This is a genomic window from Glycomyces mayteni, from assembly GCF_042428885.1.
GTDB classification, from domain to species: domain Bacteria; phylum Actinomycetota; class Actinomycetes; order Mycobacteriales; family Micromonosporaceae; genus Glycomyces; species Glycomyces mayteni.
The window spans coordinates 716,418-732,851 of sequence record NZ_JBHMBP010000004.1 but is presented as its reverse complement, the minus strand read 5'-3'; the positions used below and the strand labels follow the sequence as shown (position 1 = coordinate 732,851).

Below are 16,434 nucleotides of genomic sequence, written 5' to 3'. Positions count from 1 at the left end.
AGTCCATCATCGACGGTGTGGGGCGGCCCGGCGGGCCGGCGTCAACGGTGAGACCGCTCAAGCCGAAACTTCCAGTGGAACTTCCGTGAGGGTCCCAACAGGATACATTGACCAACTTCGATACACAACGTGCGAGGCCGCCGCCGCGGGGTAGGATCGGCACCCCGTGCGGGGCCCCGTGCGGCGACCCGTCAGCGCGAGGTGCACGATGCCCTTCCCCAAGGCCGACCACGACCTCCCGATCGGCACCGGCGCCACCGGCACCCGCGCCGAGACCGACGCCATGGGCGAGATCGACGTCCCCGCCGAGCACTACTGGGGCGCCCAGACCCAGCGCGCCCTCCAGCACTTCGCGATCGGCGACGACCGGATGCCCGTGGCCCTCTACCGCGCCTACGGGATCGTCAAGCAGGCCGCCGCGCTCGTCAACGCCGAGGCCGGCCGCCTCGACCCGAACCTCGCCGCCGCGATCGTCCACGCCTGCGAAGAGGTCGCCGAAGGCTCCCTCGACGACGAGTTCCCCCTGTACGTCTGGCAGTCCGGGTCCGGCACCCAGTCGAACATGAACGTCAACGAGGTCGTCGCCAACCGCGCCAGCCAGCTCCTCGCCGGCGGCCTCGGCCGCGACCGGATCGTCCACCCCAACGACCACGTCAACCTCGCGCAGTCCACGAACGACACGTTCCCGACCGCGATGCACGTCGCCACGCTCCTCGAAGTCCGCGACGGCACCCTCCCGCAGGTCCTCGCGCTCGCCGCCGCCATCGGCGACCGGGCCCGCCGCTGGGCCGACGTCGTCAAGATCGGCCGCACCCACCTCCAGGACGCCACGCCCCTCACCGTCGGCCAGGAGTGGTCCGGCTGGGAGGCGCAGCTCCGCGACGCCGCCTCCCGCCTGGAGCAGTCCCTTGACGCAATCTGCGAACTCGCCGCCGGTGGCACCGCCGTCGGCACCGGCATCAACGCCCCAGACGGCTTCGGGGAGGCCGTCGCCGCGAAGCTCGCCGAGCTCACCGGCCTCCCGCTGGTGACCGCCCGGAACAAGTTCGCCGCGCAGGGCTCCCTCGACGGGATGGTCGCCGTCTCGGCCGCGCTCCGCGGCGTCGCCGTCGCGCTCATGAAGGCCGCCAACGACATGCGCTGGCTCTCCTCGGGCCCGCGCGCGGGCCTGCACGAGCTGCGCCTGCCCGAGAACGAGCCGGGCTCCTCGATCATGCCCGGGAAGGTGAACCCGACCCAGCAGGAGGCCGCGGTCATGGTCGCCCTCCAGGTCATCGGCGAGGACTCCATCGTCGCCGCCGCGGGCGCGCAGGGGAACTTCGAGCTGAACACCATGCGGCCCATCGTCATCCAGAACGTGCTCCACTCGGCGCGCATCCTCGGCGACGTGTGCGGGACGCTGCGCCTCCACTCCGTCGAGGGCATCGAGCTCGACCGGGAGGCCGTCGCCGAGCACGTCGACCGCTCGCTCATGCTCGTCACCGCCCTCAGCCCCCACATCGGGTACGACAAGGCCGCCGCGATCGCCCACAAGGCCGACCACGAGGGCACCACGCTCCGCGAGGCCGCGATCGGCCTCGGCGTGGACGCCGCGGACTTCGACCGGATCGTGGACCCCGCGACCATGGTCGGCGACCCCCGCCGCGACCTCGGCCTCGAAGACCCCGGCCGCTGACTCCGAACCGGCCCAAGCCCACCGGCCCGCAGGTAGAGTCGGCGCCATGATCGCGATCGACCTCGACGGCAGGACCGCACTCGTCACCGGCTCCACCCAGGGCATCGGGGAGGCCATCGCCAGGCAGCTCGCGGCCGCGGGCGCCCGCGTCGGCGTCAACGGCCGCAACCCCGCCACCGTCGACCAGGCCGTGGCGCGCCTCGCCGACGAGACCGGCGGCGACTACTTCGCGGCCCCCGGCGACCTCGCCGCCGAGGACGGCGCGGCCGTCCTCGCCGAGTCCCTCCCCGCCGTCGACGTCCTCGTCAACAACCTCGGGATCTTCGGCGCCCGCCCGGCCCTGCAGATCACCGACGACGAATGGCGCCGGTACTGGGAGGTCAACGTCCTCTCCGCCGTGCGCCTCATCCGCACCTACCTGCCCGGCATGACCGACCGCGGCTGGGGCCGCGTCCTCAACATCGCCTCGGACTCCGCGATCGTCATCCCCGAGGAGATGATCCACTACGGCACCAGCAAGACCGCGCTCCTGGCCGTCTCGCGCGGCTTCGCGAAGACCGCCGCCGGGACCGGCGTCACCGTCAACGCCGTGATCGCCGGGCCCACGCACACCGGCGGCGTCGAGGACTTCGTGTACCAGCTCGTCGACAAGGACCTGCCGTGGGACGAGGCCCAGCGCGAGTTCATGCGCCTGCACCGGCCGCAGTCGCTCCTGCACCGCCTCATCGAGCCCGAGGAGATCGCGAACCTCGTCGCCTACCTCGCCTCGCCGCTCGCGTCCGCCACCACCGGCGCGGCCGTCCGCGTCGACGGCGGGTACGTCGACTCGATCATCCCCTAAGCGCTGCACCAGGCCTCGGACGCGCGCGACCACAGCAGCAGCACCACCGCCAGCGACACGCCGATCCCGGCCGTCGCCCCGAACCACGACGCCGCGTCCGCGGCCACCGCGAGCGAGCCCACCCGCGGCCCCTCGAACCCGGGCCCGCCGTACCACGACAGCAGCCCCAGCGCGATCGCCGCCGCCTCCACCAGCCCCGCGAGCTTCCGCGCGGTATTGCTGCGGCGCAGGATCATCGCCGCCAGCGCGCCCCGGCACACCGCGAACGCCGCCGTCCCCGCCGCGAACCGGTACAGCGCCGGGCCCGCCCCCGCGGGCACCGCCGTCCCGCCCGCGCGCATCTGCGCGAGCGCCACCAGCGCGAAAGCGAGGACGAACGCGCACACCAGCCCCACCCCGCACATGCCCGACAGCGTCAGCACCGCGGCACGGGTCGATCCGGGCAGGTCGGCGAGGGCGGGCTCGTCCATGAGGGTCCTCCGGGCGGCGGCGGGGCGGGTCCCCTCAACGGTATAGCGCGCTCAAGACCTCAGCCCCGCTGCGCCCGCCCGAGCGGGACCACCAGCGGCGTCCCCGCCACCGGGTCGGGCACCACCTTGCACGGCAGGTCGAACACGGCCTCCACGGTCGCCTCGGTGATGACTTCCGCCGGGGTGCCCTCCGCGTAGACGGCGCCGCCGCGCATCGCCACGATCCGCGACGCGTACCGCGCCGCCTGGTTCAGGTCGTGCAGGACCGCGATGACGGTGCGGCCCTGGTCGTTCAGGCCCGCGAAGATGTCGAGCAGCTCGATCTGGTGGGCGATGTCGAGGAACGTCGTCGGCTCGTCGAGCAGGAGCAGCTCCGTCTGCTGCGCGAGGACCATCGCGACCCACACCCGCTGGCGCTGGCCGCCGGAGAGCTCGTCCACGAGCCGGTCGGCGAGGTCCTCGGTCCCGGTGGCGGCCATGGCCTCCCGGACGGCGGCCTCGTCGGCGCGGCTCCACTGCCGCAGGGCGCTCTGGTGCGGGTAGCGCCCGCGCGCGACGAGGTCCTGCGCGGTGATCCCGTCGGGCGCGGTCGAGGACTGCGGCAGCAATCCCAGCCGCTTGGCGACCTGCTTCGACGGCTGGTGCGCGATCGCCTTGCCGTCCAGGAGGACCGCGCCCTCGGTGGGCTTGAGGAGCCGGGAGAGGACGCGCAGGAGCGTGGACTTGCCGCACGCGTTGGGGCCGACGATCGCGGTGAACGAGCCCGGCTCGACGGCGAGGTCGAGGCCCGTGCCGACGGGCCGGTCGCGGTAGCCGAACGTCACGTTCGCGGCTTCGAGGGTCATCGCAATTCCTTCCGCGACTGCGCGACGAGCAGCCAGACGAGGTAGGCGCCGCCGAGGATGATCGTCATGAGCCCCACCGGCAGCGCGATCGGCGGGACGTTGAGCGCGACCATGTCGCAGGTGAGGAGCAGGAACGCGCCCATGACCGCGGAGGGCACGAGCTGCACGCCCGGCGCGCGGGCGAGGCGGCGCGCGAGCTGCGGGGCGACGAGCGCCACGAACGGGATCGGGCCCGCGAGCGCGGTGACCACCGCCGAGAGGGACACGCCGACGACGACGAGCGCGAGCCGCACCGGCTCCACCGCGACGCCCATGGCCGCGGCGGCGTCGTCGCCGAGTTCGAGCATCCGCAGCCGCCGCCCGAGCCACAGCAGCGGCACGACCAGCGCGAGAACCACGGCGGTCCCGATGCGCGCGTCGGCCCAGTCGAGGCCGTTGAGGCTCCCCGCGCCCCACACGGCGGCCATCTGCGCCTGCCACAGGCTCGCCTTGAGGATCAGGTAGGTGTTGACCGAGCCGAGGAGCGCGGTGACGGCGATGCCGACGACGATCAGCCGGAACCCGTGGACGCCGCGCCGGTACGCCAGCAGGTACACCGCGAGCGCGGTCGCGATGCCCCCGGCGAGCGCGGAGGGGACGACGAGGGCGGTGCCGCCGACGGCGATGATCGACACGACCGCGCCGGTGTACGCGCCGGAGTCGAAGCCGATCACGTCGGGGCTCCCCAGCGGGTTCCTGGTGAGGGACTGGAAGATCGCGCCCGAGAGCCCGAGGGCGGCCCCGAAGACGACGCCGAGGAGCACCCGCGGGAGCCGCCACTGGACCACGACGGTCTCGACAGCGGTCCCGGCGTCCCCAATGAGCGCCCTGACGACGTCCACTGCGGACACCCGCATCTCGCCGAGGCCGAGCGCGACCACGGCCGCGAGCACGGTGACCGCCGCGAGGACGGCCGTGACGGCGGCGACCCGCAGGAGCGACCGGGACGAGTACGCCCCGCCCGCGCGGAGCACGACATAGCGCCTCACAGGCCGCTCGCTTTCTTCCTGCGCACCATGCCGATGAGCACGGGCGCACCGATGACGGCCGTGACCACGCCCGCGGGGATCTCGTCGGGCGCGACGACGACCCGCCCGAGGACGTCGGCCGCGACCATGAGGCACGGCCCGAGGAGGAGGCTGTACGCGAGGATCCACCGCTGGTCCGGGCCCGCGATCCACCGCGCGAGGTGCGGGACCATCATCCCGAGGAACCACACGACGCCGACCGCGGCCGTCGCCGAGCCGCACAGCAGCGTCACCGCGCCGACGACCGCGACGCGCGTCAGCCACTGGCTGCCGCCCAACGCGGTCGCGAGGTCCTCGCCGAGCGCGGTCGCGTTCAGGCCCCGCGCGGCGACCGCTGCGAGGACCAGCCCGGCCGCGGCGAACGGCGCCACGGTCCCCACCGCGGGCCACCCCAGGTCGGCGACCGACCCGGCCTGCCAGGACCGCATCGTCAGGAACGCGTCCGCGTTCAAGAGCACCACTGTGGACGCGATGCCCTGGAGGACCGCGCCGAGCGCCACGCCGCCGAGGACGAGCGTCACGGGCGAGCGCCCGCGCCCGCCCAGCGACCCGATCGCGAACACCGCGCACGCGGTGACCACCGCCCCGAGGAACGCCGCCCACGTCTGGAGCAGCCCGTCCGCGCCCGGGACGGCCCGCACGGCCAGGACCACGCCGAGCGCCGCGCCCGCCGACACCCCGAGCAGCCCGGGGTCGGCGAGGGGGTTCCTGGTGAGGCCCTGCATGAGCGCCCCGGCGACCGCGAGCGCGAGGCCCACGACGACCGCGAGGACGGTGCGGGGGAGGCGCTGGCCGACGACGATGACGTGCGCGTCGCCGTTGTCGCGCCCGAGCGCGGTGACGACGTCGATGAGCGGCAGCGGCTTCGACCCGAACACGAGGCTGAGGACGACGAGGACCGCGAGCGCGGCCGCGGCGGCGGCGAGCCCGAGGACCCGCCGCCGCCGTCGCGACGGGGCCGCGACGGCTTCGGTCTCAGTCGCGGTCATGGCCCCGGCGCCGTGAGCCGGTCCTCGTCGGCGTCGGCCACGGTGTGCATGACCCGCATGCTCATCCGAGGACCGCCCGCTCCACGACGTCGAGGAACGCGAGCTGGCCGCTGGGGGAGCCGAAGGTCATCTCCATCTCGTAGCCGACGATCCCGTCGCCCTGCACGAAGTCGAGGTCGGCCCAGAGGGGGTTCTGCGCGGCGTCGTCCAGGAGCTGCTGGAACTGCGCGTCGCCCTCCTCGCCGGTGTTGCGGATCATGAACGCGTAGTCGATCCCGTCCATCCGCCCGACGGTCTCGCCGCTGAGGGCCTCGCCCTCGCGGTCGTTCGCGAGGGAGGTCGGGGCGACGGTGAGCCCGAGGTCCTCGAAGACCTGGCACTCCACGCCCGCGTAGCAGCCGGTCTGGAACTGGTCCTCCCAGTAGCCGACCGGGGCGACGGTGATCGCGGCCGGGTCCTCGATCTTCGCGCGGACCTCGGCGACCCGCTCGTCGTAGAGGGCCTTCCACTCCTCGAAGTACTCGGTGCGGCCGAGGGCGGCGGCGGTCTCCTCGAAATGCTCCATCCACGGGCGGCCGTCGAACGCGTCCACGCTGTAGGTCGGGGCGATCTCGGGGAGGCGCGCGACGACGTCGGGGTCGTAGCCGAGGCCGTTGAGGATGAAGTCGGGCTCGGCGAGGAGCACCGACTCGTAGTCGTACTCGGGGTAGTTCGCGAACGTGGCGACGTCGGCGAGCGCTTCTTGGGGGAAGAAGCACGGGAACGTGGTGTACCCGGCGTCGCCGCGGATCGGCTGGCTCGCGGCGAGGGGGTAGCGCAGCCAGATGAGGATGTCGACGTCGGTGGTGTACATGCCCAGCGCGGCCTCGGGGGCGACGGGCAGGTCCACGTCGCCGAAGCCGGTGGCCACGGTCTGGGTGCCGGCGCCCTCGGCGACGGGCGGGAGCTCGGGCAGCTCGGGGACCACGGCGTCCTGGCACTGCTCGCTCACCTGGGCCTCGCGCTCGGCGGCGTCCTCCGGGGCGGCGGGGGCGTCGGTGGTGCAGGAGGCGGCCATCATCAGCCCGGCGGCGCCCGCCAGGATCGCGGCGGCCCTGGGGCGCAGGGTGGTACGGGGGGTCAAGACGGGCTCCTCCTTGTTTAGGTAAGCCTTACCTTAGATCAGTCTGAATGCCTCTCGCAACAGCGGTCCCGTCCAGCGGCCCGCTCTTGCGTGCCCGCGCCCCGGTTATGTAAATTGATGAAAGTAAATACTCACGACCTTCGATTCCCGGCATGTCGCAGGCCGTGAACCCGACTCCGACAAGGACACCCGCATGGCAATCACGTCCGCGCGCCCGCGCCGCCTCGCGCTCGCACTCGTCGCACTCCTCGCCGCCGCACTCGCCGCCGCCTCCCTCAACTTCTGGCAGACCGCCAGAGCCGAGGCCTTCGAGACCGGCACCTGGTACCACCTCCAGTCCCGCAGCTCCGGCCTCGTCCTCGGCATCCGCGCCGCCTCCCTCGACAACGGCGCCGAACTCGTCCAATGGGACGCCAACGGCTCCCAGGACCAGCAGTTCCGCTTCGTGGACGCCGGAAGCGGCTACTACAAGATCCAGGTCCGCCTCTCCGGCAAGGTCCTCGACGTCGAGTCCGGCTCCACCGCCGACGGCGCCAAGGTCCAGCAGTGGGGCGACGCGGGCTCCACCAACCAGCAGTGGGCCATCACCGAGAGCGGCGGCTACGCCACCTTCGTCAGCCGCGCCACCGGCAAAGCCCTCGACGTCTGGGAATGGTCCACCGCCAAGGGCGGCAGGATCTCCCAGCACGCCCCCACCGGCGCCGCCAACCAGCAGTTCGCACTCGTCCCCGTCGGCGCCCGCCCCGCCAACGTCGACCGCCTCGAAGGCTTCGGCCAAGGCGTCACCGGCGGCCAAGGCGGCACCACCGTCACCGTCACCACCCAAGCCGACCTCGAACGCTACGCCGCCGCCTCCGGCGCCTACACCATCCGCGTCGCCGCCGCCATCAACATCAGCCCCAAGGGCAAAGAGATCAGCGTCGGCTCCAACAAGACCGTCATCGGCGTCGGCACCTCCGGCCAGATCGTCGGCGGCGGCTTCTTCCTCGGCGCCGGCACGAACAACGTCATCATCCGCAACCTCACCATCCGCGACACCCTCATGCCCGAGGACGACCCCGACGACAAGGACTACGACTACGACGGCATCCAGATGGACACCGCGTCCAACGTCTGGATCGACCACAACCGCATCTACAACATGAACGACGGCATCATCGACTCCCGCAAGGACACCACCAACCTCACCGTCTCCTGGAACGAGCTCGGCCCCGGCAACAAGTCCTTCGGCATCGGCTGGACCGAGAACGTCACCGCGCGGATCACCATCCACCACAACTGGATCCACGGCACCAACCAGCGCAACCCCAGCACCGACAACGTCGCGCTGGCGCACCTGTACAACAACTACCTCCAGGACATCACCGGGTACGGCAACTACTCCCGCGGCTCGACCAAGATGGTCCTGGAGAACTCCTACTTCGACAACGTCAACAACCCGTACTACCCCGACTCGACCGCGCAGCTGCGCCAGTCCGGGAGCGTCTGCGTCGACTGCACCGGCGACCGCATCACCAGCGGCTCCGCGTTCAACCCGTCCGACTACTACTCGTACACCCTCGACAGCGCCGCCTCCCTGCCGACGCTGCTCGACACGTACGCCGGCCCCCAGTCCTGGCTCGGCGTCTAGCCCCCCGGTCCCCGGAGGCCGGGCCTCCGGGGACCGCCTAGCCGACCGGACCGCGCTCGCGGAACGCCGTCGGCGTCAACCCGTGCTGGCGCGCGAACTGCCGCGAGAAGTACATCGGGTCGTCGTACCCCGCCTCCCGCGCCACCGCCGCCACCGGCAGCGACGTCCCGTCCAGCAGCTCGCGGGCCCGCGCCATCCGCAACTGCACCTGGAACCGCAACGGCGACAACCCGAGCCGCTCCCGGAACAGCGCGCTCAACTGCGAGGCGCTCAAGCCCACCATCGCCGCCAGCGCCGTCACCGACGTGCGCCGCGGCGCGGTCTCGCGCAGGTGCTCCACCGCCCGCTCCAGCGGGCTCAGGCTCGGGCCCGGCTCGCGGCGGCCCGTCGCCGCGACCTGCGCGAGCGCGTGCCACGCCGCGCCCGCCGCCCGCATGAGGCCCGCCGTCGTCAGCCCCGCGTCCAGTGCGTCGATGACCTGGGAGACCAGGCTCGCGACCGGCGCGGGATCGCGCAGGTGCGTGACCGGCCCGCCCGCCGCCGCGTGCGCCGCCCGCACCAGGTCAGGCGCGTCCGAGCCCGTGAAGTGGAACCACCACAGCGTCCACGGGTCCGCTTGCGCCGCACCGTACACGTGCTTGCGGTCCGCCGGGAGCAGCACCGTCCCGCCGCGCCCCACCGCGACCTCCTCGCCGCCGACCCGGCACCAGCCCGCGCCGTCCGTGCACACCAGCAGCACGTGCTCGCGCGCCCCGTTCGGGCGCGAGCGCCGGTGCCCGGCCGCGCGCGGGTAGCAGCCCGCGTCGGTCACCAGGAGCTTCCCCGCCACCGGGTGGCGCAGCGCCTTCGCCACCGTCCCGCGCGGCACCACGAGCATCCGCTGCCCGGCGAAGCCATCGCGGATACCGGCCGTCGATTCGTCCATGCGCTTCATTGAATCGGCCATGGACGACCACGTCAAGGCCCCGTACGGTCGAGACCATGCCCGCACCAGAGTCGAGGATCGTCCTACCCGAGGCCCCCGCCGCCCTCGCCGGCCGCCCCGTGCGCGCCTGGCGCGAACCCGTCGCGATCGACACCTACGCGCCCGCCGCCCCCGACCGGTACCCCGCCTACCTCGACCGGCGCGTCTACCAGGGCTCCTCCGGGGCGGTCTACCCGCTGCCGTTCATCGACGCCGTCTCGCGCGAGAAGGCCCCGCGCGAGTGGGACGCGGTCCACCTGGAGAACGAGTACGTGCGGCTCATGATCCTCCCCGGCCTCGGCGGGCGCATCCACATCGGACTCGACAAGACCCGCGGCCACGACTTCTTCTACCGCAACGACGTCATCAAGCCCGCGCTCGTCGGCCTCGCCGGGCCCTGGGTCTCCGGCGGCGTCGAGTTCAACTGGCCCCAGCACCACCGCCCCGCCACCCACCTCCCCGTCGAGGCCCTGATCGAGGAGGACGAGGACGGGGCCGTCACCGCCTGGTGCTCCGACCACGACCCCTTCGCGCGCATGCAGGGAATGCACGGCGTGCGCCTGCGCCCCGGGAGCGCCCTGGTCGAACTGCGCGGCCACCTCGCCAACCGCACCGACGACGTGCAGACCTTCCTGTGGTGGGCCAACGTCGCCGCAAAAGCGGGCGACCACTACCAGTCGTTCTTCCCCACCGACGTCCATGTGGTCGCCGACCACGCCAAGCGCGCCACGACCACGTTCCCCGCGGCCCGAGGCCGCTACTACGGCGTCGACTACCCGTCCCGCGGCCCCGGCCGCGACCGCCTCGACTGGTACCGGAACATCCCCGTCCCCACCTCCTACATGTGCCTCGGCACCGACGACGACTTCTTCGGCGGCTACGACCACGCCGCCCGCGCCGGATTCGTCCACTGGGCCGACCACCGCACCGCCCCCGGCAAGAAGCAGTGGACCTGGGGCAACGCGCCCTTCGGGTGGGCCTGGGACGCCCACCTCACCGACACGAACGGGCCCTATGTGGAGCTCATGGCCGGAGTGTTCACCGACAACCAGCCCGACTTCTCGCACCTGCGGCCCGGCGAGACCAAGACCTTTTCCCAGTACTGGTACCCGATCCAGGACACCGGCCCCGTCCACCAGGCCACACTGGACGCCGCCGTCCGCCTCGACGCCGAAGGCTCCCGGGTCCGGATCGCCGCCGCCGTGACCGCCCCACGGCCCGGCGCGCGAATCCTCCTGCGCACCGCCGACCGGACGCTCCACGAGACCACCGCGGACCTCGCCCCCGGCACCCCCTACACGGAACAGATCAACCTCCCCGAACCCGTCGAGGCCACCGCCCTCGAACTCGCCGTCGAACACGACGGCCGGACCCTCGTGACCTGGCGCCCCCGCCCGACCCCCGACGAACCCCCGACCGCCCACCCCGCCACCGAACCCCCTGCCCCCGAAGCGATCGCCTCCACCGACGAGCTCTACCTCACCGGCCTCCACCTCGACCAGTACCGCCACGCCACCCGCGCCCCCGAGCCCTACTGGCGCGAAGCCCTGCGCCGCGACCCCGGCGACGCCCGCTGCAACACCGCGCTCGCCGCACGCCTCATGCGCGCGGGCCGCCTCGCCGACGCCGAGACCCACCTGCGCACCGCCGTCGCCCGCCTCACCCGCCGCAACCCCAACCCGCGCGACGGCGAGGCCCACTACCGCCTCGGCCTCGTCCTCGCCCGCCAAGGCCGCACCGCGGAAGCCAAGGCCGCCTTCGGCACAGCCGCCTGGGACCAGACCTGGACCGACGCCGCCGCGCTCGCCGCCGCCCGCCTCGACCTCGCCGCGGGCCTCGACGCCGAACCCGCGCTCGCCGACCTCGTCGCCCGCAGCCCCCGCCACACCCAGGCCCGCAACCTCCTCGCCGTCGCCGCCCTCCGCCGCGGCGACCGCGACCGCGCCGCCGCCGTCACCGCCGACACCCTCCGCGGCAACCCCCTCGACGCCTGGGCCCGCGACCTCGCCGCCCGCCTCGGCCTCGACGCCGAACCCACCGCCGACCCCACGATCGCCCTCGACGTCGCCCTCGAATACCTCGCGATCCGCGAAGACGAGTCCGCCATTGACTGCCTCGAAGCCGCCGCGACCCTCGCCCCGGCCCCCGGCCAGGTCAACGTCGCCCCCATCGCCTGGCTCCACCGCGCCGACCTCGCCCTCGCCCGCGGCGACGAGGCCGCCGCCGACCATGCGCTGCAACGCGTCCGCGACCTCGACCGCACCTGGTGCTTCCCCTCCCGCACTGAAGACGACGCCCTCGCGCGCCTGCGCGCGCACCGCCCCGGGGACCCCGTCCTCGCCGCGCTCGCCGGACACCGCCTCTACGCCGCGGGCCGCCGCGCCGAGGCCGTCACCGCATGGGAGGCCGCCGCACCCACCGGTGACCCGGTGGTGCTGCGCAATCTCGGCGTCGCCGCCCACAACGTCCAGGGCGACCCCGAGCGCGCCGCCGAGTGGTACGCGCGCGCCCGCGCCGCCGCCCCCGACGACGCCCGCCTCCTCTACGAAGCGGACCAGCTCGACGCCCGCCGCGGCGTCGATCCCGCGACACGCCTTGCGGCCCTGGAAGACCGCCGCGACCTGATCGACTCCCGCGACGACCTGACCGTGCAGCTCGCCGAACTCCTCACCCTCGCGGACCGGCCCGCCGACGCGCTCGACCTGCTTGCGGGCCGCGCGTTCCAGCCCTGGGAAGGCGGCGAAGGCCGCGTCCTCGCCGCCTGGGAGGACGCCCACCTCGCCCTCGCCCGCACGGCCCTCGCCGCCGGGGACGTCCCGCCCGCCGTGGCCCACGCGCGAGCCGCCTTGGCCCCGGCCGCGAACCTCGGCGAGGCCCGCCACCCGCTCGCGAACACCGCCAGCCTGCATCTCGTCCTCGGCGACGCTCTCGCCGCGGCGGGCGACGCCGAAGCGGCCCGCGCGGCCTGGCGTGAAGCGGCGCACCAGGAAGGCGACTTCCAGGGGATGCGCGTCCAGGCGTACTCCGGGCACACCGCGGCCTCCGTGACGGCCCTGCGCCGCCTCGGCGACACCGCCGCCGCCCGAGCGCTCCGCGACGGCCTCGCCGAGCACATCGAAACCCGGGCCGCCGTTGAAGCCACAGTGGACTACTTCGCGACGTCGCTCCCGGAGATGCTCCTCTTCACCACCGACCTCCAAGCCGCCCATGACGAGCGCATCGCAGCACTCCGCGCCCGACTCGCGGAGCTCGACGAGGAGGAATCATGACCCGGAGCATCCGCGTCTCCGCCCCGCCGCCGCCGATCCGCGGCCACCTGCCGTTCGGGGGCGGCGACATCGAGGTCACGAGCCGCTGGATCGAGCGCGGCGGCCGCCCGTGGATGCCGCGGACCGGCGAGATCCACTACTCGCGGCTTCCGCGCGAGCGGTGGGACGAGACCCTCGGCCACGCCCGCGCGGGCGGCCTCGACTCCGTTGCGATGTACGTCTTCTGGGCCGCGCACGAGCCCGAGCCCGGCCGCTTCGACTGGACCGGGAACCTCGACCTGCGCGCGTTCGTGGAACTCGCCGCCCGTCACGGGCTCGACGTCGTGATCCGTCTCGGTCCGTGGGCGCACGGCGAGTACCGCAACGGCGGGTTCCCCGACTGGCTCCTGGAACGGGACCTCAAGGCCCGCACCGACGACCCGGCGTACCTCGCGCTCGTGCGCGCGCTCTACGCCGAGACGATCGGGCGGCTCCGCGGCCTCACGCACGCCGCGGGCGGGCCGGTCATCGCCGCCCAGGTCGACAACGAACTGTACGACCAGCCCGGCCACCTCGCGACCCTCCGCGCCATGGCCGAGGAACTCGGCCTGCGCGTGCCGATCTGGACCGCGACGGGCTGGGGCGGCGCGCAGGTCCCGGACACGCTCCTGCCCGTCTTCGGCGCGTACGCCGACGGCTTCTGGGAGGAGGCGACGACCGAGTGGCCCGCGTTCGCGCCGGTCCACTTCCGGTACAGCACCACGCGCGACGACCTCACCGTCGGCGCCGACCTCCGCGAGGCCCTCGACGGCGTCGCCGCGGGCCCGGCCGCCGACCGCGATGACGTGCCCTTCGCGACCTGCGAACTCGGCGGCGGCATGCACGTGGCGTACCACCGGCGTCCGCTGGTCGAACCCGAGGACGTCGCGGCGGTCGCCCTCGCGAAGCTCGGGTCCGGCTCGGCCTGGCAGGGCTACTACATGTACGCGGGCGGCACCCAGCGTACGGGACCCCAAGGGACGCAGCAGGAGTCGCAGGCGACCGGGTACCCGAACGACGTGCCGTCCCTGACGTACGACTTCGGCGCTCCGATCGGCGAGCACGGCCAGATCCGCCCGCACCACCACCTGCTGCGCCGCCAGCACCTGTGGCTCGACGCCGACGGCCACCGCCTCGCGCGCATGGCGCCGCACATCGGCGACGATCCCGGCGGCCTGCGCTGGTCGGTGCGCTCCGACGGGACCAGCGGCTACCTCTTCGCCACGACCTACCAGCCGCGCCACCACCGGCTCCCCGCCCAGCCAGGCGTCCAGTTCACCGTGCAGCTCCCCGACGCCGCGATCACGGTGCCCACCGCCCCGATCGACCTCCCCGCGGGCCGCTCCCTCGTCTGGCCCCTGCGCTACCCCCTCACCGACGCCCTCGAACTCCAAAGCGCCACAGTCCAACTGCTCACCCGAATCCCCCTCCCCGAAGGCGGGGGCGACCTCGTCGTCTTCGCGGCGACCGACGGCGTGCCGGTCGAACTCGTCCTCGGCGACGGCACGACGGCGGACCTGCCCGGACCTCCCGGGCCGGACTGCTTCATCGACCTCGACGGCGTGCGCCTCCTGGTACTGGACGACGCGAGCGCGAACCGCCTCTACCGCTTGCATGTCGCCGGGCGCGCCCGCCTGGTCCTCGCCGACGCCCCGGTCTACGCCGACGGCGACGACCTCGTGGTCCACGCCGACCGGGAGCGAGTGGACCTCGCGATCCTCTCCGGGCCCCCCACCCCCCGCCCCACCCACCCCGCATCCCTCTGGCGCGCATACGCACTCAACGTCCCCGGCGCCGGTTCGGAGCTGCTCCTCGCCGACCTGCGCCCCGGCCACGGGCCCGCGGCCGCTCCACGGTACGGCGGGCCCATGGGGCGCCTCAGCGCTCCCGAGGACTACTCCGGTGCGGCCGTCGTCCACGTCGAGCTGCCCGAGCCGACCGCCGATCGGACCCTGCTGCGCGTCGAATGGACCGGCGATACGGCGCGCGCCTACTCGGGCGGCCGACTCATCAGCGACCACTTCTGGCACGGCCGCCCTTGGGACATCGACGTCACCTCCCTTCGCTCCGTCCGGCTCGAACTCCTTCCCCGGGCCCGCAGTGCCGGGGTCTGGGTCGATCCGGCGCTGCGTCGAAGGGAGGACGGGATAGCCGTCGAATCTGTGACAGTCATCCGGGTCAAAGAGACCCGACTCACCATTGAGGAGGATTCATGAATGATGCGACCCCGGGTGACCTGCCCGAACGGCTTTCGATGACGCTCTGGGACTTCTCCTGGTATGTGCGGACCGGTCCCGGCGAGCCGTTCGAAGACCTGGACGCGGCGTTCGCGCGGGCGGTGGAGCTGGGGTACAACGCCGTCCGGATCTGCGCCATGCCGTTCCTGATCTTCAGGTCGGGGATCGACACGTCGGCGCTCCGGCTGGAGCCGCTCGGCGGGGAGTACGGGGCGCGGGTCCGCTGGTACGACGTGCGCGAGCCGACGGTGATCGACGCGAAGGCGCACCTGCTGGCGTTCTTCCAGGCCGCGGACCGCCACGGCGTCAAGGTCATCGCCTCGTCCTGGGAGTACCAGCAGAGCCCGGCGTTCGCCGACGGCCCCGCCTGGTACGAGGCCCTCCACGCCGTCGCGCCGGAGGACCGGATCACGGTGCTCGCGCAGGCCCAGGCCGATCTGGTCGACTACCTCGGGGAGCACGGGCTCGCCCACGTGATCGCCTGCGTCGAGCCGCACAACGAGGTCCAGATCGGGCACCTCACCGCGGGGCTGCCCGGCGTCGAGGACGCGGTCGTGGAGCTGCGGGACCGGCTTGAGCGCGGGATCGCCGCGTTCCTCGCCCGGCACCCGGAGGTCCCGTGCGCCCCGAACTACGGCGGCGTGCCCGTCGCCTCCATGCGCGGCCTACCCCGCAACGCGACCGCGCTCGGATTCCATCCCTACGTGTACGGCGTCCTCGACGACCTCATCGCCGAGTTCGGCCTGCGCCGCCCCGTCGCCGAGTTCCCCCAGGAGGACGCCGCGGCCCGCCTGCTGCGCGAAGGCGCGCCCGACCTCAAGGACTGGGCCCTGCCCGAAGCCAACGGGTGGAAGCTCAAGGCCTCGATCATGCAGCCCGCCGAGATCTACGTCCACGACTGGTGCGACCCGGCGGCCTTCGACCGCTACCTGTACGACCACTACGGGGAGCACCGCATCGCCATGGCGAACCGCCTGCGCGACTGGATCGACGCCGCCGCCGACCATGCGAAGCGCCTCGGCGTGCCCTTCTACTTCGGGGAGGGCTGGGTCGGGTACACGCCCCGGGACGGCCGCTTCGAGGAGGGGCCGGTCGGGGCCGGGATCTGCCGGGACGCGGTCGCGCATTCGGCGCGGGTCGGGGCGTGGGGGACGATCGTGTGCTCGAACGCCGCGCCGCAGCACGCGATGTGGGAGGACGAGGCGCTCCAGCGCGAATGCAACGCCGCGTTCAGGAAGGGCTGAAAGTCGCGGAACGCCTCGGGCCCGATCGGGCCCGAGGCGTTCTGTCGGCATACGCGAAATGC

General features: G+C 73.4%; 12 protein-coding genes. 6 read left to right on the top strand and 6 right to left on the bottom strand.

Annotated features, from left to right (window positions below):
- Positions 1-208: 208 nt before the first annotated feature.
- On the top strand, positions 209-1,675 hold the full coding sequence (locus tag ACFFXY_RS18715; RefSeq protein WP_382353919.1) for a class II fumarate hydratase: 1,467 nt from the start codon (positions 209-211) through the stop codon (positions 1,673-1,675).
- 49 nt (positions 1,676-1,724) lie between these two features.
- A complete protein-coding gene (locus tag ACFFXY_RS18710) occupies positions 1,725-2,516 on the top strand; it encodes an SDR family NAD(P)-dependent oxidoreductase (protein ID WP_382355514.1) in 792 nt (263 codons plus the stop codon).
- Here the strand turns inward: ACFFXY_RS18710 and ACFFXY_RS18705 are convergent.
- The 5 genes from ACFFXY_RS18705 to ACFFXY_RS18685 all read right to left on the bottom strand — a co-directional run bounded on the left by ACFFXY_RS18705 (position 2,513) and on the right by ACFFXY_RS18685 (position 7,010).
- Positions 2,513-2,986: a hypothetical protein gene (locus tag ACFFXY_RS18705; RefSeq protein WP_382353916.1), complete on the bottom strand. Its 474-nt coding sequence runs from the start codon at positions 2,984-2,986 to the stop codon at positions 2,513-2,515. The genes ACFFXY_RS18710 and ACFFXY_RS18705 overlap by 4 nt on opposite strands.
- Before the next feature lie 59 nt (positions 2,987-3,045).
- A complete protein-coding gene (locus ACFFXY_RS18700) occupies positions 3,046-3,831 on the bottom strand; it encodes an ABC transporter ATP-binding protein (RefSeq protein ID WP_382353913.1) in 786 nt (261 codons plus the stop codon).
- Complete coding sequence (locus ACFFXY_RS18695; protein ID WP_382353910.1) at positions 3,828-4,859, bottom strand: FecCD family ABC transporter permease; 1,032 nt, start codon at positions 4,857-4,859, stop codon at positions 3,828-3,830. Before ACFFXY_RS18695 ends, ACFFXY_RS18700 begins: the two co-directional genes overlap by 4 nt.
- Complete coding sequence (locus tag ACFFXY_RS18690; protein WP_382353908.1) at positions 4,856-5,887, bottom strand: FecCD family ABC transporter permease; 1,032 nt, start codon at positions 5,885-5,887, stop codon at positions 4,856-4,858. Before ACFFXY_RS18690 ends, ACFFXY_RS18695 begins: the two co-directional genes overlap by 4 nt.
- 61 nt (positions 5,888-5,948) lie before the next feature.
- Positions 5,949-7,010: an ABC transporter substrate-binding protein gene (locus ACFFXY_RS18685; RefSeq protein ID WP_382353905.1), complete on the bottom strand. Its 1,062-nt coding sequence runs from the start codon at positions 7,008-7,010 to the stop codon at positions 5,949-5,951.
- 193 nt (positions 7,011-7,203) lie between these two features.
- On the opposite strand from ACFFXY_RS18685, the gene ACFFXY_RS18680 reads away from it, so the two are divergent.
- Positions 7,204-8,640, top strand: a complete 1,437-nt coding sequence (locus tag ACFFXY_RS18680) for an RICIN domain-containing protein (RefSeq protein ID WP_382353902.1) — start codon at positions 7,204-7,206, stop codon at positions 8,638-8,640.
- A 37-nt stretch (positions 8,641-8,677) separates the two neighbouring features.
- Here the strand turns inward: ACFFXY_RS18680 and ACFFXY_RS18675 are convergent, their stop codons facing one another.
- The gene (locus tag ACFFXY_RS18675; RefSeq protein ID WP_382353899.1) at positions 8,678-9,565 is read right to left on the bottom strand and encodes a helix-turn-helix domain-containing protein; all 888 of its coding nucleotides are present in this window, start codon (positions 9,563-9,565) and stop codon (positions 8,678-8,680) included.
- A gap of 56 nt (positions 9,566-9,621) precedes the next feature.
- Between ACFFXY_RS18675 and ACFFXY_RS18670 the strand changes: the two genes are divergently transcribed.
- Genes ACFFXY_RS18670 through ACFFXY_RS18660 form a run of 3 tightly spaced genes read left to right on the top strand, consistent with a single transcriptional unit; the run spans position 9,622 to position 16,372 of the window.
- The gene (locus ACFFXY_RS18670; RefSeq protein WP_382353896.1) at positions 9,622-12,873 is read left to right on the top strand and encodes a DUF5107 domain-containing protein; all 3,252 of its coding nucleotides are present in this window, start codon (positions 9,622-9,624) and stop codon (positions 12,871-12,873) included.
- Complete coding sequence (locus tag ACFFXY_RS18665; RefSeq protein WP_382353893.1) at positions 12,870-15,107, top strand: beta-galactosidase; 2,238 nt, start codon at positions 12,870-12,872, stop codon at positions 15,105-15,107. The genes ACFFXY_RS18670 and ACFFXY_RS18665 overlap by 4 nt, the downstream gene beginning before the upstream one ends.
- On the top strand, positions 15,104-16,372 hold the full coding sequence (locus tag ACFFXY_RS18660; RefSeq protein ID WP_382353890.1) for a cellulase-like family protein: 1,269 nt from the start codon (positions 15,104-15,106) through the stop codon (positions 16,370-16,372). Before ACFFXY_RS18665 ends, ACFFXY_RS18660 begins: the two co-directional genes overlap by 4 nt.
- The last annotated feature ends 62 nt before the right edge of the window (positions 16,373-16,434 follow it).